19 protein-coding genes and 2 pseudogenes are annotated in these 23,434 nt (G+C 67.8%); 9 read left to right on the top strand and 12 right to left on the bottom strand.

Translation table 11 applies throughout. From position 1 onward, the window contains the following. Nucleotides 1-596 precede the first annotated feature (596 nt). Nucleotides 597-1,331 (bottom strand): FadR/GntR family transcriptional regulator, encoded by a 735-nt coding sequence (locus tag FZN60_RS24310; RefSeq protein ID WP_158876107.1) that lies wholly within the window; start codon nucleotides 1,329-1,331, stop codon nucleotides 597-599. A 160-nt stretch (nucleotides 1,332-1,491) separates the two neighbouring features. Here FZN60_RS24310 and FZN60_RS24305 point away from each other — a divergent pair, with 160 nt between their 5' ends. Genes FZN60_RS24305 through FZN60_RS24280 form a run of 6 tightly spaced genes read left to right on the top strand, consistent with a single transcriptional unit; the run spans nucleotide 1,492 to nucleotide 7,839 of the window. Next, nucleotides 1,492-2,475, top strand: a complete 984-nt coding sequence (locus tag FZN60_RS24305) for an arabinose ABC transporter substrate-binding protein (RefSeq protein WP_158876106.1) — start codon at nucleotides 1,492-1,494, stop codon at nucleotides 2,473-2,475. A gap of 60 nt (nucleotides 2,476-2,535) precedes the next feature. Beyond that, complete coding sequence (gene araG / locus FZN60_RS24300; RefSeq protein WP_158876105.1) at nucleotides 2,536-4,050, top strand: L-arabinose ABC transporter ATP-binding protein AraG; 1,515 nt, start codon at nucleotides 2,536-2,538, stop codon at nucleotides 4,048-4,050. A 6-nt stretch (nucleotides 4,051-4,056) separates the two neighbouring features. Next, entirely contained in the window at nucleotides 4,057-5,007 is a 951-nt protein-coding gene (araH, locus tag FZN60_RS24295; protein ID WP_158876104.1) for an L-arabinose ABC transporter permease AraH, read from the top strand. A 5-nt stretch (nucleotides 5,008-5,012) separates the two neighbouring features. Next, a complete protein-coding gene (locus FZN60_RS24290; RefSeq protein ID WP_158876103.1) occupies nucleotides 5,013-5,909 on the top strand; it encodes an aldose 1-epimerase in 897 nt (298 codons plus the stop codon). Further along, a complete protein-coding gene (dgoD, locus tag FZN60_RS24285) occupies nucleotides 5,906-7,054 on the top strand; it encodes a galactonate dehydratase (protein WP_158876102.1) in 1,149 nt (382 codons plus the stop codon). Before FZN60_RS24290 ends, dgoD begins: the two co-directional genes overlap by 4 nt. Nucleotides 7,055-7,059: 5 nt before the next feature. Then, complete coding sequence (locus FZN60_RS24280; protein WP_158876101.1) at nucleotides 7,060-7,839, top strand: SDR family oxidoreductase; 780 nt, start codon at nucleotides 7,060-7,062, stop codon at nucleotides 7,837-7,839. A 169-nt stretch (nucleotides 7,840-8,008) separates the two neighbouring features. On the opposite strand, the pseudogene FZN60_RS24275 reads toward FZN60_RS24280, so the two are convergent. Continuing rightward, nucleotides 8,009-8,212, bottom strand: a pseudogene (locus FZN60_RS24275) (transposase); the annotation flags it as partial. A gap of 260 nt (nucleotides 8,213-8,472) precedes the next feature. Between FZN60_RS24275 and FZN60_RS24270 the strand changes: the two are divergent. Further along, nucleotides 8,473-9,147, top strand: coding sequence for an HAD family hydrolase (locus FZN60_RS24270; RefSeq protein WP_158876100.1), 675 nt, complete (start codon nucleotides 8,473-8,475; stop codon nucleotides 9,145-9,147). Nucleotides 9,148-9,798: 651 nt separating this feature from the next. Here FZN60_RS24270 and FZN60_RS24265 read toward each other — a convergent pair. From FZN60_RS24265 to FZN60_RS24240, 6 genes are read right to left on the bottom strand one after another with little or no spacing between them, the layout of a single operon-like run. After that, nucleotides 9,799-10,488, bottom strand: a complete 690-nt coding sequence (locus FZN60_RS24265) for an ABC transporter ATP-binding protein (protein WP_158876099.1) — start codon at nucleotides 10,486-10,488, stop codon at nucleotides 9,799-9,801. 3 nt (nucleotides 10,489-10,491) lie between these two features. Next, nucleotides 10,492-11,244, bottom strand: coding sequence for an ABC transporter ATP-binding protein (locus tag FZN60_RS24260; protein ID WP_158876098.1), 753 nt, complete (start codon nucleotides 11,242-11,244; stop codon nucleotides 10,492-10,494). After that, nucleotides 11,237-12,229, bottom strand: coding sequence for a branched-chain amino acid ABC transporter permease (locus FZN60_RS24255; RefSeq protein WP_158876097.1), 993 nt, complete (start codon nucleotides 12,227-12,229; stop codon nucleotides 11,237-11,239). Before FZN60_RS24255 ends, FZN60_RS24260 begins: the two co-directional genes overlap by 8 nt. After that, entirely contained in the window at nucleotides 12,222-13,142 is a 921-nt protein-coding gene (locus tag FZN60_RS24250; protein ID WP_158876096.1) for a branched-chain amino acid ABC transporter permease, read from the bottom strand. Before FZN60_RS24250 ends, FZN60_RS24255 begins: the two co-directional genes overlap by 8 nt. Nucleotides 13,143-13,157: 15 nt before the next feature. After that, a complete protein-coding gene (locus tag FZN60_RS24245) occupies nucleotides 13,158-14,294 on the bottom strand; it encodes an ABC transporter substrate-binding protein (RefSeq protein ID WP_158876095.1) in 1,137 nt (378 codons plus the stop codon). Nucleotides 14,295-14,346: 52 nt separating this feature from the next. After that, complete coding sequence (locus FZN60_RS24240; protein ID WP_158876094.1) at nucleotides 14,347-16,017, bottom strand: AMP-binding protein; 1,671 nt, start codon at nucleotides 16,015-16,017, stop codon at nucleotides 14,347-14,349. A gap of 584 nt (nucleotides 16,018-16,601) precedes the next feature. Between FZN60_RS24240 and FZN60_RS24235 the strand changes: the two genes are divergently transcribed. Then, nucleotides 16,602-17,459 (top strand): hypothetical protein, encoded by an 858-nt coding sequence (locus tag FZN60_RS24235; RefSeq protein WP_158876093.1) that lies wholly within the window; start codon nucleotides 16,602-16,604, stop codon nucleotides 17,457-17,459. Here the strand turns inward: FZN60_RS24235 and FZN60_RS24230 are convergent. Next, nucleotides 17,456-17,686: a DUF6471 domain-containing protein gene (locus tag FZN60_RS24230; protein ID WP_158876092.1), complete on the bottom strand. Its 231-nt coding sequence runs from the start codon at nucleotides 17,684-17,686 to the stop codon at nucleotides 17,456-17,458. The two genes, FZN60_RS24235 and FZN60_RS24230, sit on opposite strands and share 4 nt — an antisense overlap. Before the next feature lie 136 nt (nucleotides 17,687-17,822). Between FZN60_RS24230 and FZN60_RS24225 the strand changes: the two are divergent. Further along, nucleotides 17,823-18,137: pseudogene (locus FZN60_RS24225) on the top strand (transposase); the annotation flags it as partial. A gap of 250 nt (nucleotides 18,138-18,387) precedes the next feature. On the opposite strand, the gene FZN60_RS24220 reads toward FZN60_RS24225, so the two are convergent. The 3 genes from FZN60_RS24220 to FZN60_RS24210 all read right to left on the bottom strand — a co-directional run bounded on the left by FZN60_RS24220 (nucleotide 18,388) and on the right by FZN60_RS24210 (nucleotide 23,409). Next, nucleotides 18,388-19,824, bottom strand: a complete 1,437-nt coding sequence (locus tag FZN60_RS24220; RefSeq protein ID WP_158876090.1) for an NAD(P)(+) transhydrogenase (Re/Si-specific) subunit beta — start codon at nucleotides 19,822-19,824, stop codon at nucleotides 18,388-18,390. 13 nt (nucleotides 19,825-19,837) lie between these two features. Further along, complete coding sequence (locus FZN60_RS24215; protein WP_158876089.1) at nucleotides 19,838-21,412, bottom strand: Re/Si-specific NAD(P)(+) transhydrogenase subunit alpha; 1,575 nt, start codon at nucleotides 21,410-21,412, stop codon at nucleotides 19,838-19,840. A 368-nt stretch (nucleotides 21,413-21,780) separates the two neighbouring features. Continuing rightward, nucleotides 21,781-23,409: a GMC family oxidoreductase gene (locus tag FZN60_RS24210; RefSeq protein WP_158876088.1), complete on the bottom strand. Its 1,629-nt coding sequence runs from the start codon at nucleotides 23,407-23,409 to the stop codon at nucleotides 21,781-21,783. Nucleotides 23,410-23,434 lie beyond the last annotated feature (25 nt).

Below are 23,434 nucleotides of genomic sequence, written 5' to 3'. Positions count from 1 at the left end.
GGGAACTTCCTCGTTTCCGGTGCGAGCGCCAGCCCGACTCCTCAACCAGTTCACACTTTGGCTTGACGTCCAAGCGGACGCAGCCTGACGAGAGGTCCGGTCAAGCGCGAACGACAACGACGATCTCTGCCTACAGCTGTCAGCATCTGCACGTCTGCTTTAGGGCATGAAGCTTGAGGCCTGGAACGGCTGGATCGGGCGCAAAGCTGCCGCCACGAACCCACAAGCGTGGGTTGGCAAGGCAACTTCTTGAGTTCGCTGATCTTAAGCTGGTGGTTATGCATCGCCGATCAAAAATGCAGGGCGTCCTCGTCCGAGATCGTCCGCGCCATGACCTGATCGAGCACCGCCTGCACAGCGGCCTCGGCGGCCTTCGCTTCGGCGACCGACGTTCAAACGTGGCGGCCGCTTACCTTCACGGTACTTGCTCTTCGACTGGCGGGTTTCGGCTAGGCGAGCGCTCCCGCCTTGGGACCCATCTCGCCAATGGCCCTGGTGTGAAGCGGCAGCAGGCTTCGATGCCGGTCAGCGGCGCGATTTCTTGATCATCCTGATAACCGCGATATCGACGGGCGGCGCCGAATGATAGCCCCGCCTCACGCCAAACGGCGGAGGTCCCGCGCGGCCGTATCCAGCATTTCCTCGGAGGCGCGACGCGCGGCGGGCGCGTCCCGCATCCGCAGGGCCTCGACGAGGCGGCCGTGAACCTCCACGGTGTGGAGGTGCGACTCGACCGAGCGGTTGGCGCGGTCGAGGGCGCGGGTCAGAGCCGCGTCGATGACGCCGGAGAGCTGCACGAAGACGCGGTTGCCGCTGGCCCGCAGGAGGATGCGGTGGAACTCGGCGTCGGCAGCCGTGAAGGCGTCGTCGTCGTGCGGTTCCGCGTCGCGCATCGCCTCCCAGGCCGCGTGAAGCGCGGCGATCTCGGCGAGGCTCGCGCGGGCGGCGGCGAGCTCGGCGGCGAAGGGTTCGACGGCGCGGCGCGCTTCGAGAACGGCGGCGAGGAGCTCGGCGTCGACCACGGCGTCGCCCATCCAGTCGAGGAGATCCGCGTCGAGGAGGTTCCACTCGGCGCGCGAGCGCACGAGCGTGCCGGCCCGGGCTCGCGAGCGCACCACGCCCTTCGACTCCAGCGTCTTCAGCGCCTCCCGCACCACCGTGCGACTGATCGAGAACTCGCCGCATAGGTCCTGCTCGCGCGGCAGGGTCGAGCCTTCGGGATAGCGGCCTTCCACGATCGCGCGGGCGAGCGCCGCGACGAAGTCGCGCCCCACCCGCGGCCGGGGACGCGAGGCGTTCGTACGTGGGGTAAGGGTCGGCGCGAGAGGCATGGCGGTCGGTCCCGTATCATCACCGACGTTGTCTCCCATTTCGCCGGATCCGACAACCGGCCTGTTAAGTCATACATTGCGATTGACTCGTCCGATGCAGCGAGCCTACCAATGACGAGGCGCCGCAGGAGAACCGGCGCCAGCCATTCGGGAGGCACTCATGAAACTCTGGAAGCAGGCGATTCTCGCCGGCGCGGCCCTTCTGGTCGCGGTCGGTGCGGCGAGCGCGCAGGACGTCAAGATCGGCTTCGTCGTGAAGCAGCCGGAGGAGCCCTGGTTCCAGGACGAATGGAAGTTCGCGCAGGAAGCGGCCAAGGAGAAGGGCTTCACCCTCGTCGAGATCGGCGCCGAGGACGGCGAGAAGGTCCAGGCCGCGATCGACAATCTCGGCGCGCAGGGCGCGCAGGGCTTCATCATCTGCACGCCGGACGTCAAACTCGGCCCCGGCATCGTCGCCAAGGCCATGGCGAACGACCTGAAGCTCATGACCGTCGACGACCGGCTGGTCGACAATGCGGGCAACCCGATCGAGGACGTGCCCCACATGGGCATCTCCGCCACCAAGATCGGCGAGACGGTGGGACAGGCCATCGTCGACGAGGTCAAGAAGCGCGGCTGGGACATGGCATCCGTCGGCGCGATCAAGGTCTCCTACGACCAGCTGCCGACCGCCGTCGACCGCGTCGCCGGCGCGACCTCGGTGCTTGAAGCGAACGGCTTCCCCGCTGCCAACATCTTCAACGCGCCACAGGCCAAGACCGACACGGAGGTCGCCCTGAACGCGGCGACGACGGTGATCAACGCCCATCCCGAGATCCAGCACTGGGTCGCGGTCGGCCTCAACGACGAGGCCGTGCTCGGCGCGGTGCGGGCGACCGAAAGCGTCGGCATCTCGGCCGCGAACGTCGTCGGCGTCGGCATCGGCGGCGCGGAGTCGGCGATCAACGAGTTCAAGAAGCCGAGCGAAACCGGCTTCTTCGGGACCGTCATCATCTCGCCGAAGCGCCACGGCTATGAGACCGCGCTCAACATGTACGAGTGGATCGCCAACGACGCCGAGCCGGAGAAGCTGATCCTGACGAGCGGCCAGCTCGCCACGCGCGGCGACTACGAACAGGTCCGCAAGGACCTCGGCATCGAGTAAGGCCTCGCGGCCGGCGGCGCCCTCCGGGCTCGCTGGCCGCCCCTTTCGTGCGGGCGAGCCATGGCATTCCTCGATTTTTCCGGCCTGTCGAAGTCCTATCCCGGCGTGCGGGCCCTGTCCGACGTCGGCTTCTCCGTCCCCGCCGGCCACGTCCACGGGCTGATGGGCGAGAACGGCGCCGGCAAGTCGACGCTGATCCGCATCCTGTCGGGCGACACGCGGGCGGACGAAGGCGCGATCCGCATCGACGGCGTCGAGCAGCGGTCTTCGTCGGCGCGCGACGCCTTCGATGCCGGGGTCGTCGTCGTCCACCAGGAACTTCAGCTCGTGCCCGACCTGTCGGTCGCCGAGAATCTCAGCCTGGGTCGCTTTCCCCGGCGCATGGGCATCGTGGACTTCCGCGCCCTCTACGCCGCGGTCGGGCGCACGCTCGCCGAGATCGGCGTCGACATCGATCCCCGCGCCAAGGTCGCCAGCCTCTCGATCGGCGAGCGGCAGATGGTGGAGATCGCAAAGGCCGTGATGATCGACGCGCGCGTCATCGCACTGGACGAGCCGACCTCTTCGCTCTCTTCGCGCGAGAGCGAGATCCTGTTCCGCCTGATCGGTCGCCTGCGCGAAGCCGGCAAGATCATCCTCTACGTCTCGCACCGCCTGGACGAGATCTTCCGCCTCTGCGACGGCTGCACGGTGCTGCGCGACGGGCAGCTCGCCGCCCACCACCCGACGATGGAGGGGGTAACGCGCGAAACGTTGGTCTCCGAGATGGTCGGCCGCGAGATCTCCGACATCTGGGGCTGGCGTCCGAGGCAGGCCGGCGCGGTGCGCCTGTCCGTCGAGGGCATCGCCGGCACGCGCGTTCCCGAGCCGCAGTCGTTCCAGGCGCGGGCCGGCGAAATCCTCGGCTTCTTCGGCCTCGTCGGCGCCGGGCGCTCCGAGCTGATGCGCCTCGTCTACGGCGCCGATCCCGCAGCGGCCGGAACCGTCCGGATCGACGGCGAGACGCTGTCGCCGGTGACGCCCCGCCGGGCGATCTGCGCCGGCCTCGTCCTGTGCCCCGAGGATCGCAAGGCGGACGGCATCGTGCAGGGGCGCTCGGTGGCCGAGAACATCGCCATCTCCTCGCGCCGCCACCATTCTCCCATGGGTCTCGTGCGCCCGAGCCGCGAGGCCGAGACGGCGGACCGCTTCATCGCGAGCCTTCGCATCCGCACGCCCTCGCGCCGCCAGGACATCGTCAACCTCTCCGGCGGCAACCAGCAGAAGGTGATCCTCGCCCGCTGGCTCTCGGAGCCGGACGTGAAGGTGCTGATCGTCGACGAGCCGACGCGCGGAATCGACGTCGGGGCCAAGGCCGAGATCTACGAGATCCTCTACGCGCTGGCCGAGAAGGGCATTGCCGTCGTCGTCGTGTCCAGCGAGCTGCCGGAGGTGATCGGCATCTGCGACCGGGTGCTGGTCATGTGCGAGCGGCGCATCGCCGCCGAGTTCGCGCGCGGCGACCTCTCCGAGGCCGCCCTTCTCGCCGCGGCCCTTCCCGACCAGGCGACGCCCCGCTTCGCCCAGAAAGCCTGAAGACCCATGACCGCAACGATCAAGCGCATCCTCCTCGGCGAGCAGGGCCTCCTCGTCCTCTTCGTCCTCGCCTTCGCGGTCGTCTCCCTGACCGTCCCGAACTTCCTCACCGAGCGCAACATCCTCGGTCTCCTCCAGTCGGTCGTGACGATCGGCATCGTCGCCTGCACGATGATGTTCTGCCTCGCCTCGCGCGACTTCGACCTGTCGGTCGGCTCCATCGTCGCCTTCGCCGGCATGGTCGCGGTGATGGTGTCGAACGAGACGGGCTCGATTCCGCTCGGCCTCCTCGCCGCACTCCTCGCCGGCACGCTCGTCGGGTTCGTCAACGGCGTCGTCATCGCGAAGCTGCGCATCAACGCGCTGATCACGACGCTCGCCACCATGCAGATCGTGCGCGGCCTCGCGCTCATCGCCTCGGACGGGCGGGCGGTCGGCATCAACGACCCGGCCTTCTATTCGCTGGCGCTGAGCCGCTTTTTTGGCGTGCCCACGCCGGTCTGGATCATGGCGATCCTCTTCGCGATCTTCGCCTTCGTCCTCAACCGGACCGTCTTCGGCCGCAACACGCTGGCCATCGGCGGCAATCCCGAGGCCTCACGCCTCGCCGGCGTCGACGTCGACTGGGGCCGCATCGGCATCTTCGCGCTTCAGGGCCTCGTCTGCGCGGTGGCCGGCATCCTTCTCGCGTCGCGCATCACCAGCGGCCAGCCGAATGCGGCGACGGGGCTGGAGCTCTCGGTCATCTCGGCCTGCGTCCTCGGCGGCGTGTCGCTGGCGGGCGGCCGGGCGACAATGAGCGGCGTCATCGTCGGCGTCCTCATCCTCGGCATCGCCGAGAACGTCATGAACCTCCTCAACATCCAGGCCTTCTACCAGTACGTCGTGCGCGGCCTGATCCTCCTCTTCGCCGTCCTCCTCGACACCCTGCGCTCGCGCGCTCTCGGGCGGCGCTGACGGCGATGGCCATCCTCCACCTCGCGGCGCACGGGATCGAGGCCCGCGTCTCGACGACGGGCGGGCGCGTCCTCGCCCTCGGCTGGCACGGTGGCGGGCGCGGTGCCGTGCCCCTCCTCTGCGAGGCGGTGGAGGGCGCCGGCGCCGACGACCGCTCCGCCTTCCCGCTCGTCCCCTTCGGCAACCGCCTCGCCGGAAACGCCTTTCGCTCCGGCGGCCGCCTCCACAGGCTCGCATCGAACACGGACGACCCATCCTATCTCCACGGCGATGGCTGGCTCGGGGAGTGGCGCGCCGAGGACGCTGGCGACGACGCCCTCACCCTTACCTACCGGCAGGAGGCCGGCCCCTACCGCTACGAGGCGCGCCAGGTCTTCGCAATCGCGGACGGCGCCTTTCGCCTGACCCTCGCCGTCGAGAACCGCGGCGAGGCACCGATGCCCTTCGGCCTCGGCTGGCATCCCTTCCTGCCGCGCACGCCGGAAACGCGCCTGCACTGCCGCGCCCGCGGCTTCCGGACGGAGGCACCCGGGCATCTCCCCGGCCAGGCAGCGCCGCGGCCGGACGATCTCGACTTCGCCGCGCCCGCGCCCCTGCCCGAGCGCTGGGTCAACAACGGCCTGGAGGACTGGGACGGCATCGCGCGAATCCTCTGGCCGGAGCGCGGCGCGACGCTCGTGATCGAAGCCGATCCGGTCTTCGCCCACGCCTTCCTGTTCCTGCCGGACAGCACCTTCTCCCCCGCCCTCGACTGGTTCTGCTTCGAGCCGATGACGCACCGCGCCGGCGCGCACGGCCAGATGGATCGCGGCGGCCTCGTCGTCCTCCGGCCGGGCGAGAGCCTGTCGGCCGCCCTGCGTCTCACCCCCACCATACTTTTCGCGGGGATCGCGAGCCCATGAAGATCACCAAGCTCACAACCTTCCTCGTGCCGCCGCGCTGGCTGTTCCTGAAGATCGAGACCGACGAGGGCGTGTCCGGCTGGGGGGAGCCGGTGGTGGAGGGGCGCGCGGCCACCGTCGAGGCGCTGGTGCACGAGCTAGCCGACTACCTCGTCGGCAAGGATCCATTTCGCATCGAGGACCACTGGACCGTCCTTTACCGCGGCGGCTTCTATCGCGGCGGCGCGATCCACATGAGCGCGCTCGCCGGCATTGACCAGGCGCTCTGGGACATCAAGGGCCGCGCGCTCGGCCAGCCGGTCCATCAGCTGCTCGGCGGGCGCTGCCGCGACCGGATCCAAGTCTATTCCTGGGTCGGCGGCGACCGACCGGGCGACGTCGCCGCGAGCGCGCGTCAAGCCGTCGCAAACGGCTTTAAGGCGCTGAAGCTCAACGGCTGCGAGGAACTTCAGATCGTCGGCGATCACGCCGCTATTGACCGCGCCGTCGAGGTGATCGCGACGGTGCGCGAGGCCGTCGGCCCTCATGTCGGCATCGGCGCCGACTTCCACGGCCGCGTCCACAAGCCGATGGCGAGGACGCTGGTAAAGGAGCTCGAGCCCTACAAGCTGATGTTCATCGAGGAGCCGGTCCTCTCCGAGCATCGCGAGGCGCTGCGCGAGATCGCCGGCCATTCATCGGTGCCGATCGCTCTCGGCGAGCGGCTGTACTCGCGCTGGGACTACAAAGGCGTCCTTCAGGACGGCGTCGTCGACATCATCCAGCCCGACGTGTCCCACGCCGGCGGCATCACCGAATGCCGCAAGATCGCGGCCATGGCCGAGGCCTACGACGTGGCCCTCGCGCCGCACTGCCCGCTTGGCCCCATCGCGCTCGCCGCCTGCCTGCAGCTCGACGCGGTGAGCTACAACGCCTTTATCCAGGAGCAGAGCCTCGGCATCCATTACAACGAAGGCAGCGATCTCCTCGACTACGTCTCCAACCGCGAGGCTTTCGCTTACGAGGATGGCTTCGTCGCAATTCCCGATGGGCCGGGCCTCGGCATCGAGGTCAACGAAACGCACGTAATTGAAATGGCGAAGCAAGGTCATCGCTGGCGAAATCCTGTCTGGCGCCACGCCGACGGCTCCTTCGCGGAGTGGTGAGCGCCATGGCCGGACGGCTCGCAGCAAAGCGCATCATGATCACTGGCGCGGCGCAGGGCATCGGCCTCGCCATCGCCGAGGCCTGTCACCGCGAGGGCGCGCGGCTCCTCCTCCTCGACCGCGACGACGCCCTCCTGGACGAGGCGGCATCGCGCCTGCGGGTGGCGGGCGCAACGCTCGTCCACACTACCGCCGACATCACCGACGCGGAGGCCGTCGCCGACGCTGTTTCAAACACGAGCGCCGCGATCGGGCCGATCAACGCGCTCGTGAACAATGCTGGGATCAATGTCTTCGCCGAGCCCTTGGCCACGACCGACGCTGAGTGGGAGCGCTGTTTCGACGTCAACCTGAAAGGCGCCTGGAATTGCTGCCGCGCCGTCTTGCCGGGGCTGATCGCGGCGGGTGGCGGGGCGATCCTCAACATCGCCTCGACCCACGCCTTCACGATCATCCCGCATACCTTCCCTTACCCGATCGCCAAACACGCGCTGCTCGGCATGACGAAGGCGCTCGGTCTCGAATACGCGGCCAAGGGCGTGCGAGTGAACGCGCTGGCTCCCGGCTACGTCGCGACGCAGAAGGTCGTCGACTACTGGAACTCGTTCCCGGATCCCAAAGCCGCAAAGGCCGCGACGCTGGCGCTCCACCCCGGCGGGCGCATCGCGACGCCTGAGGAGATTGCTCTCGCCGCCGTCTTCATGATCTCCGACGAGTGCCCGTTCATGAACGCCACCTGCCTCACGGTCGATGGAGGCTTGAGCGTCCAACAGCACCAGGTCTGAGCGACCGGGCTTCAGGTGGCGAGGAACGGCGCGACAACCGCGACGTTCCGGCTTCGCTTCATCGGCACCGGCCGCAGCAAACCGCTTCCGTCTTGCTTGGAAAGGGCTGGATACCGCCCCGCCCTGGCTCCTAGCGGCCCGCTTTCATTGCGGAATGAAAATCGGCGGGCTCGTTCTCCTTCTCCAGCTCCTTCAGCCGCTTCACCTGGTCGACCTTCAGCCCGCCATACTCCTTGCGCCAGCGATAATAGGTGAAGCTCGTCACGCCGATCGTGCGCACTGCTTCAGCAAATGGGCGACCTTGCGATACGAAAACGTCCACCTGCCGCAGCTTGGCGACGATCTCTTCCGGGCTCGGCTTCTTCCTCGGCATTCTCGGCATCCTCCAATGGCTCAAAAGCCTACTTCAGGGAGGACCACTTTTCAGGAGGCAGACCAGCGCCAATCAACATAAGATTTAAGCGAACCAGCGGATCAGGGGTCACCTTGGATGTCGAACTCAGCCCGCAGTTAATTCGCGAGCTAGGACTCGGACGAGATCGCTTCTCGATGCAACAAGGTATTCGGCCCACAAAGCGGCGGAAACTCGCCCTATAAGCGCGCGTCCGACACGAGCGATCGAGTTCCCGACAAATGACCGCGACCCTACTCTTCGACATGGACGGCACGATCGTCGAAAGCGACCACCTGCACTTCCGGGCCCTGCGCAGCGTCCTCATGCCCCACGGCATCGACCTTGATTGGGAAACCTACCGGACGCGGGTCATCGGGGTCGCCAACGTCGTCACAGCCGCGACCTTCCTGCCGGCGCTCTCGCCGGCAGAGAGAGCGGCGGTACTGGACACAAAGGAGGCGGCCTATCGCGCCATGATCACGGATCTCGAGGCGGCCTCCGGCCTCCTGCCGCTCCTCGACTGGGCGGACGGCGAGGGGATCGCCTGCGCCGTCGTGACGAACGCGCCGCGTGCCAATGCCGAACTCGTTCTCGAGACGCTACGCATGACCAACCGCTTCGCTTGCTTGGTAATCGGCGAGGAGCTGCCGAACGCCAAGCCGCATCCGCTACCCTACCTCACGGCGATCGAGACGCTGGAGGGCGACCCTGCGCGGGCCATCGCCTTCGAGGACTCGCCTGCGGGCGCAACCTCTGCCTTCGCCGCGGGCGTTGGGGTCGTCGGAATGCTCACCTCCGTCGAGTCGACGGCGCTTCGGAACGCCGGGGCGAGCGTCGTCGCCCATGACTTCAACGACCCGGCACTCCTTTCGTACGTACGAGAGCGGACGCGTGGAGAGCCGAAGAGAGCGTAAACCCGGCAGAATAGGGTGATGTGGTTGTCTAACCGCTTCTCCCTCCTCAAGCGAATGTCTGGTGTCGTGTGTCGCCGGGTGCAGGATTGCCTTCGCGGTCGGCATAGACTGCCGCCTGTTGGAACTCCTTGGCGCGAACCTTCGACGTGGACGACGCGCTCAGCCTACCAATGAGGGGCAGGCCATTGCAGATCGACGGCTCGTCTATTTCCGCGATGAGCTGCGACGTTGCCGTGCATATACCATCATGCTACAATACTGCTGCAGATAAGGCGACTCGCAGCCATAGACATCAATGCGTTAGCGTACTCGGCATCGCTTCCTTTCGGGCGCGCCACTCTCTACATCGAACGCCGTCGCGATCGCTAGGACATCTCGCTTGTCTCCATGGCCGCCGTAACAGGCCTGCTCAAGCAGGCGACGGATGCCGGAGCGCCGACCACCTCGCCGCTCATCGCCGCCGCGCTGATGTACCTGATCCTTCTGCTGCCGGACGTCCGCCTCGTCGCGGTTTTGGACGACCGGACTCGCGTGGGACGCTCATACGCTCCCGGGGAAGCTCAGCCACTTCGCTCCTCGATGGCTCGGCGGAGATAAAAGCCGGCTTACTAGAGCGTCGGTGATGCCTGTCGCTCGCGAGCCGCCTGACCCTCAGACTCCGAGATAGCGAACCTGCATGTCGCGGTCGAGATCGGCTGGGCGGCCGGTCCAGACGGTGCGGCCGTTGGCCAGAACCGTGCAGCGGTCGGCGACGGGCAGCAGCTCGGACAGGGTCTTGTCGACGACGATGATCGACAGGCTCTCGCCCTTCAGCGCGCGGATGGCGGACCAGATCTCGTGGCGGATCAGAGGCGCCAGCCCCTCCGTCGCCTCGTCAAGGACGAGGAGGCGCGGATTGGTCATCAGCGCGCGGCCGATCGCCACCATCTGCTGCTCGCCGCCCGACAGAAGCCCCGCCGACTGGTCGCGCCGCTCGGCGAGGCGCGGAAACAGCGCTTCGACGCGCGCCAGCGTCCAGGGCCCCTTCCGCGCGGCGACGAGGAGGTTCTCGCGCACGCTGAGCGAGCGGAAGCAGCGCCGCCCTTCCGGCACGAGGCCGAGGCCGAGACGGGCGATCTTGTGGGGCGCCACGCCGGACAGGTCCCGCCCGGCGAAGCGCAAGGCGCGGGCGCGCGCCGTCGCAAGGCCGCAGACGGCGCGGATCGTCGTCGTCTTGCCCATTCCGTTGCGCCCGGCGAGCGCCACGACCTCGCCCTCGTTCACCGCGAGGTCGACGCCGAAGAGCGCCTGGCTCGCCCCGTAGAAGGCCGTGAGGTCGGAGATTTCGAGGAGCGGGGTCATGGGTCAGCTCGCCTCGTCGCCGAGATAGGCCTGGCGCACCACGGGATCGCGCCGGATCTCGTCGGGCGTGCCGGTCGCCACGATGCGCCCGTAGACGAGCACCGAGATGCGGTCGGCGAGCGCGAAGACCGCGTCCATGTCGTGCTCCACCATCAGGATCGGCGCCTCGCGGCGCAGCTCGGACAGGAGGGCGGTGAGCTCGCGCGAGCCCTCCGAGCCCATGCCCGCCATCGGCTCGTCCATCAGCAGCGCCTTGGAGCCGAGCGCGAGGACCAGCGCGACCTCCAGCCGCCGGCGCTCGCCGTGCGACAGGACGGCGGCGGGAACATGCGCCCGGTTCTCCAGCCCGACCCGGGCGAGCGCGGCCATGGCGGGCTCGCGCAGCGAGCGGTCGCCGGCGACAGGCCGCAGGAAGCGGAAGCTCGTGCCCTGCCGCGCCTGGACGGCCAGCATGGCGTGGCCGAGCGCGGTGAATTCGGGGATCACGGTGGAGACCTGGAAGGTGCGGCCGAGCCCGGCCCGGGCCCGCGCCGCCGGCGTCGAGGCCGTCACGTCGCGGCCCTCGAAGAACACGCGGCCCTCGTCGGGCGCGAGCGAGCCGCAGATCTGGTGGATCAGCGTCGACTTGCCCGCCCCGTTCGGCCCGATCAGCGCGTGGATCTCGCCGGGCCGCAGGTCGAGGCTGACGCCGTCCGTCACCTTCAGCGCGCCGAAGGTCTTGCGAAGGCCGGAGACGCCGAGGATCGGCTCAGCCATGCCGGACTCCCTTGGGCGCGAGGAGGCTCATCAGGCCGCCGCGCCCGAGAAGCACGACGGCGAGGAGCGCGAGGCCGAGAAAGAACTGCCAGCGCTCGGTCAGCCCGCCGAGGACGTGTTCCAGAAGGACGTAGAGCGTCGCGCCCGCGAGCGGCCCGGCGAGCCGCCCGACCCCGCCCAGCACCACGAGCACGATCAGCTCGCCCGACATGTGCCAGGACAGCATGGAGGGGCTGACGAAGCGGTTGAGGTCGGCGTAGAGGGCGCCGGCGAGCGCCGTGATCATGCCGGACAGGACGAAGGCGACGAGCCGGATGCGGAACGGCTCGACGCCGAGCGAAGCGAGGCGCACGCCGTTCTGGCGCGCCGCCTGGAGCGCCGCGCCGAAGCGCGAGGCCTTGAGCACCGCGAAGAGTGCGAGGCCGAACAGGAGCGCGCCGAAGGATATCAGGAAGAAGGGCATCGGCCGCATGGTGCGCAGGCCGAAGAAGCCGTTGCGCAGCGTGATCGGCAGTCCGTCCTCGCCGCCATAGCCCGGCCAGGCGATGGCGAGGTAGAAGATCATCTGCGCGAAGGCAAGCGTGATCATGATGAAGGCGACGCCGCTGGTGCGAAGGCTGATCGCCCCCATGACCAGCGCGAAGAGGCCGGCGGCGACGGCCGCGAGGAGCCAGACATAGGCCATTTCGGAGATCGCCGGCAGGCCGAGAACGGAGGTGCCCTCCATGGCGTGCGACGCGACGATGCCGGCCACGTAGCCGCCGATGCCGAAGAAGGCGGCGTGGCCGAGCGAGACGAGCCCGCCGAGGCCGAGCGCGAGGTTCAGCCCCGTCGCGGCAAGGCCGAGGATCGCGATGCGGGTGGCGAGCGTGACATAGAAGGTCTCGCCGGCAAAGCTCGCCCACAGGGCCAAGGCGAGCGGCAGGGCGATCACCGCGAGGCTCGCCACGAGGCCGCGGGAAGGGACGAAGGAGCGCTCAGGCATGGGACGCGAACAGCCCCTTCGGCCGCAGTGCGAGGATCAGCGCCATGACGACGTAGATCAGCATGGAGGCGATGCCGCTGCCGACCAGGCCGGCTTCGGCCGGCGGCACGAAGAGCCCGGCGATGCGCGGCAGGAAGAAGCGCCCGGCCGTGTCGACGAGGCCGACGAGGAGCGCACCGAGAAGCGCGCCGCGCACCGAGCCGATTCCGCCGATCACGATGACCACGAAGGCGAGGATCAGCACCGGCTCGCCCATACCGACCTGCACCGACTGGAGCGCGCCGACGGTGGCGCCGGCAAGGCCCGCGAGCGCCGCGCCGAGGGCGAAGACGATCGTGTTGAGCCGGCGGATGTCGACGCCGAGCGCGGCGATCATCTCCCGGTCGTTCTCGCCCGCGCGGATGCGCATGCCGAGGCGCGTGCGGGAGATCAGGAGAAAGAGCCCGAGCGCGACGGCGACGCCGAGACCGATCACCGCCAGGCGGTAGACCGGATATTGCAGGCCGCCCGGCAGCGTCGCCGCCCATTGCAGGAGCGGCGGAATGTCGAGGTAGAGCGGAAAGGAGCCGAAGAGCCAGCGCGTGCCTTCGGAGAAGATCAGGATCAGCGCGAAGGTCGCGAGCACCTGGTCGAGATGGTCGCGATCGTAGAGCCGCCGGATGATGGCGACCTCCACCAGCACGCCCGCCGCGGCCGCCCCGGCGAGGCTCGCGGCGAGCCCTGCCCAGAACGACCCGGTGGCCGCGGCGATCGCGGCGCAGGCGAAGGCTCCCACCATGTAGAAGGAGCCGTGCGCCAGGTTGATCAGCCCCATGACGCCGAAGATCAGCGTCAGCCCGGCCGACATCAGGAAGAGCATGACGCCGAGCTGAAGTCCGTTCAGGAGCTGCTCGACCAGAAGCGCGGGGGACAAGGACCTAGCGTCTCGTCACATCTGGCATTCGGCGGCGTAGGCGTCGCCGTGGTCAGAGAAGATCTTCTCCACGATGTGGTTGGTGAGCGTGCCGTTCTCGTCCACCACCTCGGTCAGGTAGATGTCCTGGATCGGGTGCTGGTTGGTGTTGAAGGAGAACTTGCCGCGCGGCGACTGGATGTCGGCCTTGAGCAGCGCCGCGCGGAACGCCTCCGTGTCCGAGGGCTCGGCGGTCTTGTGGGCGGACAGGATGAGCTGGGCCGCGTCGTAGGCCTGCACCGCGTAGATCGACGGCAGGCGGTTGTACTCGGCCTGGAAGGCTTCGAGGAACTGCTTGCTCGCCGGGTTGTCGAGGTCCTTGGCCCATTGGCCGGAGTTCTTCACGCCGAGCGCCGCCTGGCCGATGGCGCCGAGGACGTCCTGGCTGAAGGAGAAGCCCGGGCCCATCACCGGCACGGTCGAGCCGGACTGGGCGTACTGCTTCATGAAGGCGATGCCCATGCCGCCCGGCAGGAAGACGAAGGCGCCGTCGGCGCCCGAGGCGCGGATCTGCGCGATCTCGGCGGCATAGTCGGTCTGGCCGACCTGGGTATAGAGCTCGCCCGCGATCTCGCCCTTGTAGTAGCGCTTGAAGCCGGTCAGCGAGTCCTTACCCGCCGGGTAGTTCGGCGCCATGATGAACATGGTCTTGTGGTCGCGATTGGCATACTCGCCCATCGCCTCGTGAAGATTGTCGTTCTGATAGGCGGCGTTGAAGTAGAGCGGGTTGCAGCCCTTGCCGGCGAGCGCGGCCGGGGCGGCGTTGGTGGAGACGTAGAACTTGTCCTGCGCCGTCACCGAGGGCGCGACCGCCATCAGGAGGTTGGAGAAGACGATGCCGGTGAGGACGCCGACATCCTCGCTCTGGATCATCTTGTCGGCGATCTGAACGGCGAGCTCCGGCTTCTGGCCGTCGTCCTCCACCAGCACCTCGACATCCGTCACGCCCGACTGCTTGACCGCCAGCATGAAGCCGTCGCGCGTGTCGATGCCCAGCCCCGCGCCCGGCCCCGACAGCGTCGTGATCATGCCGATCTTCAAGGGATCGGCGGCGGCGGCACCGAGGCCGGTCAGGAGCGCAAGAGCCGTCAGGGCGGCGGTCGTCGTCTTCATCGGGGCATCCTTTGTGCTGTCGGGCGGAGCGAAGGGCGGCAGGCGAAGCGTATCAGGTGGCGGCGGCGAGGAGGGCGGCCCCCGGCGGGGTCGCGGCGCCGGCCGGGCCGGCGCGCAGGCGGAAGCGCTGGACCTTGCCGGATTCGGTCTTCGGCAGGGCGTCCAGGAAGACCACCGAGCGGGGATACTTGTAGGGCGCGATCACCGCCTTCACGTGGTCCTGGAGAACCTTCACCATCGCCTCGTCGCCGGTCGCGCCGGGCTCCAGCACCACGTGGGCCTCGACGATGGTGCCGCGCTCCGCGTCGTCCCGGCCGATGACCGCGCATTCGCGCACGGCGGGATGCTTGAGCAGCGCCGATTCGACCTCGGGGCCGGCGATGTTGTAGCCCGCCGAGACGATCATGTCGTCGGTTCTCGCGCGGAAGTGGAAGGCGCCGTCCTCGTCCTGCACGAAGGCGTCGCCGGTAAGGTTCCAGCCCGCGCGCACGAAGTCGCGCTGGCGCACGTCGGCGAGGTAGCGGCAGCCGAGCGGCCCGCGCACGGCGAGGCGCCCGACCGTTCCGCGCGGCACCTCGCGCATCTCGTCGTCGACGATGCGCGCCTCGTAGCCGGAGAGCGGGCGGCCGGTGCAGCCGGGCCGGGCGTCGTCGAGGCGGTTGGAGATGAAGATGTGCAGCATCTCGGTGCCGCCGATCCCGTCGAGGATCGGCTTGCCGGTGCGCGCCGTCCACTCCTCGAAGATCGGGGCGGGCAGCGTTTCGCCGGCCGAAACGGCGATGCGCACCGATGCGAAGTCGGTTCGCGGATCGGCGGAGGCGGCCAGCATCGCGCGATAGGCGGTGGGCGCGGTGAAGACGATCGTCGCCCCCCTGCCCCGGATGATCTCCACGAGCCGCGGGGGCGTCGCGTCCTCCACGAGGATCGCGGCCGCGCCGAAGCGCAAGGGGAAGATCGCGAGGCCCCCGAGGCCGAAGGTGAAGGCAAGCGGCGGCGAGCCGACGAAGACGTCGTCCGGCCCCACCTGCAGCACTTCCCTCGCATAGGCGTCGGCGATGATCAGGAGGTCGCGATGGAAGTGCATCGTGGCCTTCGGCACGCCCGTGGAGCCGGAGGTGAAGCCGAGAAGAGCCACGTCGTCGCGCCCGACCGGCGGGGCCGCGAACACGGTCGGCTTGCCGAGCGCCAGCCGATCCAGCTCGGCATCGTGGGAGGCGGTGCCGTCGAAGGCGACGACGCGCTTGAGGAAGCGGCTGTCGGCCGCCACAGCCTCGATCTCGGAGAGGAGGCGCGCGTCGCAGAGGGCGAAGGCGATCTCGGCCTTGTCGACGATCTTGGCGAGTTCGCCCGCCCGCAGCATGGGCATGGTGTTGACCGCGACGGCGCCGACCTTGGTGACGGCGAGCCAGGCGGCCACCATCGCCGGATTGTTGCCCGAGCGGATGAGGACGCGATTGCCGGGGCGGATGCCGAGATCGTCCACGAGCGCGTGGGCGAGGCGGTTCGTCCAGTCCGCCAGCTCGCGATAGGTGCGCTCCCGCCCGTTGCCGATCAGCGCGACGCGATCACCGAAGCCGCGCTCGACCATGCGGTCCGTCAGCTCGACACCCGCATTCAGCCATTCGGGATAGCGGAAGGGACCGGCCTCAATCACCGGCCAGTCCTCGATCGCGGGAAGGTTGTCTCGCGCGAAGGTATCGGCGTGTCCGGTCGGACCCAGCATGCCTCAGATCCCATGCTTCAATCAGCGCGCCCGCGGCCGGGGCTAGATTTTGAGCATGACACTGCAATGCACGACGATCAACCATATTATTTTAGGTCTATAATATCGAGAGATTGTCGCGGCTCAGGCGAATGGTACGCCTCAACGCTCGCCCGCGAAGCGGTGCTGCTTGCCGCTTGCGAGAGGTGCGTCGGGAGTCAAGCGAACGCGGGCGTGCGCCTTTGCGCTCGTCGTTGCTCCGACCGCACGGCGTTTCGAAGCAGATCGGACCTTTCCGGGCCGAGGCGATCCGGCATCTGGAGCGGGCACTCGCATCCGGGTCTCCCCTCATCAGGCCAGCTCGACGAATGCATTGGGCAATTGTCGGCGTTGCTCTGCTGAGCACGGCTCTGATCGCTGTGGTCGCCCTATGAGCGCTCGCGGCCTGCCCCATTCGGTGGCCCGGTCGGAGTCTCGCGCCCCTATGTAGCAGATGCACGAAGCGTCTGTTGCCGGGGCGGTCCTAAAGAAATGACAGCGCCGATGCGCGCACGGGAATGTTTTAAGACTCCACAAGCGCGGGCGCTCCCGGCTAGTGGTTGTGCATGGGAAAGCTCCTTCGCCTCTTCGGGATTGCCGACAAGAACGTTGACCGGTTCGGCTATTGGGAGCCAGCTTTGCGATGGCTGTGGGCCCTCGCTGGCGGGTCCGCTGTTATGAGCGCGCTCGGAGCCTTCTGGGAAGCGGTATCGTCGCAAGGCTGGGCCGCCGTTCTCATTTTCGGCATCTTTAGCGCCTGCGGGCTTGCGCTCGTGGTCGCCGCCGCAGCCTTTTTGTTCGCCATGGCCTATCGCAAGATGAAACCGGTCACTGGTGGCCCATCATCGCCCCCTGGAGGCACCTTAGCGCCAGTGACTGTAAAATCAGGTCTGATGGGGGTAGCAACAGGAAAGATATCCGACCCACCCGATTTGGTCGGCGATCGCCTTCATGTTGGCCTTGTACGTGTTGATACGCGAGACTTGCTAGACCGACGCGAGCTTGAGTTCTATATTCACAGCTTCAACGGCAGTGGCGCCAGTATCTTGGTGCGAGAAGTGACAGGCAGGATTGAGGTGAACGTAGGCAGCAATCCAACCAAGTTGACCACTACAATCATGTCGGCTTGGTTGGTCGACAACCCTTCGCTCAACAAGATCGAGCCATACAAAGCGTTCTATTTGTCGGCTCGCTGCCGTGTAGGAGAGGATATCGTAGCCGCATTTGAAGAGTTGCACGGCGACAACTCGATTTCATTCATCCTAGAAGAGCTAGACATCAGCGTTCAATCAATTCGCTTCCCGGATCAAAAAGTTCGACTTCCGCTTTGGGATGGGGTTACAGTGTCTCGCGCGGACAACTTCCTCTATAGCAATCAGATAGTGATGCTGCGCCCTGTCGCGATCAAACCAAGAGCGAGCTAGGCGTCCTCCAAGTTGAGTCGCTTGGCATCGAGCGCAACAAGTACTTGGATAAGGAACCCAGCCGTGAACTTGCCGCGGCTAACCTTGTTGCGAAGGTTGCGCTCGTTCTCCTCCACGCCGATTGCCGCCAGCTTCTCGACTAGCTGGGCGTAAGTGACACTTCGCCGGGCCATCTCGCCCCGGATAATCCCCTTGGCTCGCTCTTCCCAGTCAGTCCGCTCGACCATGCAAGCACCCATTGCGACGCGCCGGCATAGGACATAACGCTCGGCGATGCGTTTGTCATCGTCTGAGATGCTTTTGCCCTTGATGCGGTGACAAGCCGTTATCATATTTGATGCACACGCACCGGATATGATGACAATGGCGCAGCATTTCCTTCTCACGGCAGCCTGCCGCACCCTCTCGCTGCGCGCCATCTACAAGGCCGGCGAGGAGAAGGCTTACGAGCAGCTCAAGGCGATCCGCTGGGCTTCGTCCGCTGGCAAGCCGGTCTGCCTGCGCTGCGCCTGCGTGCGCGTCTATCACATCGCCACGCGCCGCCGCTTCAAGTGCGCCGCCTGCTACGCCCAGTTCTCGGTGACGAACGGCACCATCTTCCATTCCCGCAAGATGGCCTTCGTTGACCTCCTCGCGGCCATCGCCCTCTTCGTCAACGTGTGCTCGAAGGTGTCGGTGCGTGCGGCTCGGAACTTCTCCATACCCGCAGCATAGCATCACAGTCGATGACGCTCGACCTGATCGTTGGTGCATCTGCTATATAGGGGCGGAGTCTCTTGCATAGTGGGCTTGCTGGCGGCAGTTGAGGTGGTTGGCGACGCGCGAGGTGGACCTCGGCGTCGCCCCCGCGGCGCGTCTTCATCCGCGCCAGCGTGCTGCCGGCAGGCAAAAGCGCCTGCCGGCAGAAGCCGGACGAGCCGAGGCGGCTTCAGGCGATCTTCGGCAGCAGACTGTCGAGCGAGGCCTTGGCGTCGCCGTAGAACATCCGGGTGTTGTCCTTGTAGAAGAGCGGATTCTCGATGCCGGAATAGCCGGCCCCCTGCCCGCGCTTCGAGACGAAGACGTGGCGTGCCTTCCACACCTCCAGCACCGGCATTCCCGCGATGGGCGAGTTGGGATCGTCCTGCGCCGCCGGGTTGACGATGTCGTTCGAGCCGATGACGATGGCGACGTCGGTTTCGGGGAAGTCCTCGTTGATCTCGTCCATCTCCAGGACGATGTCGTAGGGAACCTTGGCCTCGGCGAGAAGCACGTTCATGTGGCCCGGCAGGCGGCCGGCGACGGGGTGGATGGCGAAGCGCACGGTCTTGCCCTTGGCGCGCAGGCGCCGCGTCAGTTCCGACACGGACTGCTGGGCCTGGGCCACCGCCATGCCGTAGCCGGGGACGATGATGACGCTGTCGGCGTCGTTGAGCGCGGCCGCGACGCCATCGGCGTCGATCGCGACCTGCTCGCCCTCGATCGCCGCGGCCGGGCCCGTCGAGGTCGCGCCGAAGCCGCCGAGGATGACCGACACGAAGGAGCGGTTCATCGCCTTGCACATGATGTAGGAGAGGATCGCGCCCGACGAGCCGACGAGGGCGCCGGTGACGATCAGGAGGTCGTTGCCCAGCGTGAAGCCGATCGCCGCCGCCGCCCAGCCGGAATAGCTGTTCAGCATCGACACCACCACCGGCATGTCGGCGCCGCCGATGCCCATGATGAGGTGGTAGCCGATGAAGAAGGCCAGCAGCGTCATCAGCCCGAGGGCCCAGAAGCCCGCGCCGTTGACGTAGAGGATCAGGAGCAGCAGCGAGAGGATCGCGGCGCCGGCGTTCAGCATGTGCCCGCCCGGCAGCTTTTTCGCCTTGCCGTCCACCTTGCCGGCGAGCTTGCCGAAGGCCACCACCGAGCCGGTGAAGGTGACCGCGCCGATGAAGACGCCGAGAAAGACCTCGACCTTCAGGATGCCGATCTCGACGCCGGTCTTGTGGGCGAGCACGCCGGCAAAGCCGGTGAGCGCCTCGCGCGCCGCCGGCTCCATCGCCAGCACCGCCTGGTATTCCAGGTGCGCGTTGAAGCCGATGAGGACGGCCGCGAGGCCGACGAAGGAGTGGAGCGCCGCGACGAGCTGCGGCATTTCCGTCATCTGGACGCGGCTTGCGACCTGCTGCCCGATCACCGCGGCGACCGCGAACATCAGGAGCACGAGCCAGAGATGGCCGCTGCCCGGCCCGAAGACGGTGGCGACGATCGCCAGCGCCATGCCGGCGATGCCGTACCAGACGGCGCGCTTGGCGCTTTCCTGGCCCGACAGGCCGCCGAGCGAGAGGATGAAGAGGATGGCCGCCGCGATGTAGGCGGCCGAGACGATGCCGAGACTCATGATCGCCGGACCCTCAGGACTTCTGGAACATGGCGAGCATCCGGCGCGTGACCAGGAAGCCGCCGACGATGTTGATCGAGGCGATGAGGACGGCGAGCGCGGCGAGAACCACCACGAGCCAGGACGAGGAGCCGATCTGGAGAAGGGCGCCGAGGACGATGATGCCCGAGATGGCGTTCGTGACCGCCATCAGCGGCGTGTGCAGCGCGTGGGACACGTTCCAGATGACCTGGAAGCCGACGAAGCAGGCGAGCGCGAAGACGATGAGATGCGCCATGAAGCTCGCCGGCGCCACCGCGCCGATGGCGAGCACGACGAGCGTGCCGCCGACGAGGAGCGTCAGCTGCGAGCGCGTCTGCCGGCGAAAGGCCGCGACCTCGGCCGCGCGCTTTTCCTCGGCCGTGAGCTCGCGGGCCTTTTCCTTCGGCTTCTGCGCCGCGATCGCCTGCACCTTCGGCGGCGGCGGCGGATAGGTGACGGCCCCCTCGAAGGCGACGGTGGCGCCGCGGATGACGTCGTCCTCCATGTTGTGGACGATCCGCCCGTCCTTGGCGGGCGTCAGGTCCGACAGCATGTGGCGGATGTTGGTGGAATAGAGCGAGGAGGACTGCGAGGCCATGCGGCTCGGGAAGTCGGTGTAGCCGACGACCGTGACGCCGTTCGGCGAGACGATCTTCTCGTCGGCCACCGTCAGTTCGCAGTTGCCGCCGCGCTCGGCGGCCAGATCCACGATGACCGAGCCGGGCTTCATCGCCGCGACCATGTCGGCGAGCCAGAGCTTGGGCGCGTCGCGGCCGGGAATGAGCGCCGTGGTGACGACGATGTCCATGTCGGGCGCGAGCTCGCGGAACTTCTTGAGCTGCGCCTCGCGGAACTCGGGGCTGGAGGGCGCGGCGTAGCCGCCCGTCGCCGCGCCGTCCTGCTGCTCGCTCGCGAAGTCGAGGTAAACGAACTCGGCGCCCATCGATTCGATCTGCTCGGCGACCTCCGGGCGCACGTCGAAGGCGTAGACCACGGCGCCGAGCGCTGTGGCCGCGCCGATGGCGGCGAGGCCCGCGACGCCCGCGCCGATGACGAGGACCTTGGCCGGCGGCACCTTGCCCGCCGCCGTCACCTGGCCGGTGAAGAAGCGGCCGAAGTTCGCGCCCGCCTCGATCACCGCGCGGTAGCCGGCGATGTTGGCCATGGAGGACAGGGCGTCCATCTTCTGGGCCCGGCTGATGCGCGGCACCATGTCCATGGCGACCACGGTGGCGCCCGTCGCCCGGCAGCGCTCCAGGAGATCCTTGTTCTGGGCGGGGTAGAAGAAGGAGATCAGCGTCTTGCCGGCCGATAGGCGGTCGACCTCGGCCTCGACGGGCGGGCGCACCTTGACGATGACGTCGGCGCCTGCCCACAGCGCCTCGGCCGTCGGCACGACCTCGACGCCGGCGGCGCGATAGCTCTCGTCGGTGAAGCCGGCGGTCAGACCCGCCCCGCTTTCGACCGCGCAGGAGTGGCCCAGCTTCTGAAGCTGCGCGGCGCTCTCCGGCGTCATCGCGACACGCCCTTCGCCCTTCGCGTATTCGCGCGGAGCCCCTATCCTCATGGCCTGCATCCCCCCGCCCGAAGGCTCGTATCGACTTCGGCCGAAATCGAAACGATCCTCGAAGCCTCGATCGTGTTGATATCTGCCCGCAGCGCTTGGTGCCACGGTCGACGCGCTGTTGATAGACGGTTCATCGGCGGGCGGCCTCTTTCGAGCTTCCCGCCGGCGACGTTTGCTAGGACACCGAAATCACGCTCGCGTCCATAGGTCTCTGCGGCAGAGATGGTCGGACAGCGTCGATGCGAGCCCTAAAGACGGCGACATGCATGACCGGAAACCGGCACGCCTCGGCGTCATGTCCTCGCCGCCGCCGTCGTGGAAGGATCGGTGACCGGGCGAGCCCGAGCGCCCTGCCCGTTCCGTGAGCGTCAACGGCCGGCGTGAATCAGCTGCGCAGCCTTCTCCGCGATCATCACCGCCGGGGCGTGGGTGTTGCCGGAGACGATCGTCGGCATGATCGAGCAGTCGGCGACGCGCAAACCCGCCACCCCGCGCAGGCGCAGCTGCGGATCGACCACGGCATCCGCGTCGACGCCCATCCGCGCCGTGCCGACGGGGTGGAAGATCGTGGTCGCGATATCGCCGGCGGCCTGCGCCAGATCGGCGTCGGTCTGGAGATGCGTTCCCGGCTTGAACTCCTCGGGCCGGTGGCGCTCGAGGCGCGACGTCGCCATCAGGCGCCGCGCGGCCCGGATAGAATCGGCCGCAACCTGCCGGTCGCTTTCGGCGGATAGGTAGTTCGGCGCGATCGCGGGGTGCGCCCGCGGATCGCGAGAAACGATATGCACGCTCCCGCGCGAGTCCGGTCGAAGGTTGCAGACGGAAACCGTGATCGCCGGAAACGGGTGCAGCGGGTCGCCGAACCGGTCGAGCGAGAGCGGCTGGACGTGGAACTCGATGTTGGCGGTCTCGAAGCGCGGATCGGACTTCATGAAGATGCCCAGCTGGCTCGGTGCCATGGCCATGGGTCCGGAGCGCTTCAGCGCGTATTGCAAGCCGATCTGCGCCTTGCCGAAAAGCGTGGCCTGCCATTCGTTGAGGGTGCGGGCCCCGGTGATGCGGAAGGCGGTGCGGATCTGCAGGTGGTCCTGGAGGTTCTCGCCGACCGCGGGCCGATCGACGAGGACGTCGATGCCGTGCCGGCGCAGGAGCTCGCCCGGTCCGATGCCCGACAGCTGCAGGAGCTGCGGCGTGCCGATCGCGCCGGCCGCCATCACCACGGTGCCGCGCGCCGCGGCGCGCGCCGGCCGGCCGTCCAGGAGAAGGTCCACGCCGGCGGCGCGGCCGTCCTCGATGCGGATGCGCTCGACCTGCGCCTTGGTCAGGATGCGCAGGTTCTTCCGGTGCCGGATCGGCGCGATGAAGGCGCGCGTGGCGTTGAAGCGGAACCCCGCCTTCTGCGTCACCTCGAAATAGGACGAACCGAGATTGTCGCCGGCGTTGAAGTCGTCGATCTGCGGCACGCCGAGTTCCTCGGCCGCCTCGCGGATCGCGTCGAGGATCGGCCAGGACAGGCGCTGCTTCTCGACGCGCAGCTCGCCGTCTTGGCCGTGGAACGGCCCGCCCGACCCGTGATGGTTCTCCGACTTCACGAAGAGCGGCAGCACGTCGTCCCAGCCCCAGCCGACGTTTCCGAGCTGGCGCCAATGGTCGTAGTCGGCCGCCTGGCCGCGCATGTAGATCATGCCGTTGATCGAGGAGCAGCCGCCCATGACCCTGCCGCGGGGATAGGCGAGGCTGCGCCCGTTGAGGCCCGTCTCCGCCACGGTCGAATAGCCCCAGTCGGTGCGCGGATTGCCCATGCAGTAGAGGTAGCCGACCGGGATGTGGATCCAGTGGTAGCGGTCCGACCCGCCGGCCTCGAGCAGCAGCACCCGCCGGGCGGGATCGGCGCTCAGCCGGTTGGCGAGGACGCAGCCGGCCGAGCCCGCACCGACCACGATGTCATCGTAGTCGCCGAGATCGACCCGCTCCTGCGTGGAAGCCCTATTGCTCATCGTCTTCGACTCCGGCGCGGTCGCG

Source organism: Antarcticirhabdus aurantiaca (genome assembly GCF_009765365.1).
Classification (GTDB): Bacteria; Pseudomonadota; Alphaproteobacteria; order Rhizobiales; family Rhizobiaceae; genus Antarcticirhabdus; species Antarcticirhabdus aurantiaca.
This window is presented reverse-complemented; position numbering and strand designations above follow the sequence as displayed.

Excerpts from the sequence above, each read along its gene's own strand:
- FZN60_RS24310 (WP_158876107.1), bottom strand. The coding sequence starts at position 1,331 with ATGCCTCTCGCGCCGACCCTTACCCCACGTACGAACGCCTCGCGTCCC.
- FZN60_RS24305 (WP_158876106.1), top strand. The coding sequence starts at position 1,492 with ATGAAACTCTGGAAGCAGGCGATTCTCGCCGGCGCGGCCCTTCTGGTC.
- araG (WP_158876105.1), top strand. The coding sequence starts at position 2,536 with ATGGCATTCCTCGATTTTTCCGGCCTGTCGAAGTCCTATCCCGGCGTG.
- araH (WP_158876104.1), top strand. The coding sequence starts at position 4,057 with ATGACCGCAACGATCAAGCGCATCCTCCTCGGCGAGCAGGGCCTCCTC.
- FZN60_RS24290 (WP_158876103.1), top strand. The coding sequence starts at position 5,013 with ATGGCCATCCTCCACCTCGCGGCGCACGGGATCGAGGCCCGCGTCTCG.
- dgoD (WP_158876102.1), top strand. The coding sequence starts at position 5,906 with ATGAAGATCACCAAGCTCACAACCTTCCTCGTGCCGCCGCGCTGGCTG.
- FZN60_RS24280 (WP_158876101.1), top strand. The coding sequence starts at position 7,060 with ATGGCCGGACGGCTCGCAGCAAAGCGCATCATGATCACTGGCGCGGCG.
- FZN60_RS24270 (WP_158876100.1), top strand. The coding sequence starts at position 8,473 with ATGACCGCGACCCTACTCTTCGACATGGACGGCACGATCGTCGAAAGC.
- FZN60_RS24265 (WP_158876099.1), bottom strand. The coding sequence starts at position 10,488 with ATGACCCCGCTCCTCGAAATCTCCGACCTCACGGCCTTCTACGGGGCG.
- FZN60_RS24260 (WP_158876098.1), bottom strand. The coding sequence starts at position 11,244 with ATGGCTGAGCCGATCCTCGGCGTCTCCGGCCTTCGCAAGACCTTCGGC.
- FZN60_RS24255 (WP_158876097.1), bottom strand. The coding sequence starts at position 12,229 with ATGCCTGAGCGCTCCTTCGTCCCTTCCCGCGGCCTCGTGGCGAGCCTC.
- FZN60_RS24245 (WP_158876095.1), bottom strand. The coding sequence starts at position 14,294 with ATGAAGACGACGACCGCCGCCCTGACGGCTCTTGCGCTCCTGACCGGC.
- FZN60_RS24240 (WP_158876094.1), bottom strand. The coding sequence starts at position 16,017 with ATGCTGGGTCCGACCGGACACGCCGATACCTTCGCGCGAGACAACCTT.
- FZN60_RS24235 (WP_158876093.1), top strand. The coding sequence starts at position 16,602 with ATGGGAAAGCTCCTTCGCCTCTTCGGGATTGCCGACAAGAACGTTGAC.
- FZN60_RS24230 (WP_158876092.1), bottom strand. The coding sequence starts at position 17,686 with ATGGTCGAGCGGACTGACTGGGAAGAGCGAGCCAAGGGGATTATCCGG.
- FZN60_RS24220 (WP_158876090.1), bottom strand. The coding sequence starts at position 19,824 with ATGAGTCTCGGCATCGTCTCGGCCGCCTACATCGCGGCGGCCATCCTC.
- FZN60_RS24215 (WP_158876089.1), bottom strand. The coding sequence starts at position 21,412 with ATGAGGATAGGGGCTCCGCGCGAATACGCGAAGGGCGAAGGGCGTGTC.
- FZN60_RS24210 (WP_158876088.1), bottom strand. The coding sequence starts at position 23,409 with ATGAGCAATAGGGCTTCCACGCAGGAGCGGGTCGATCTCGGCGACTAC.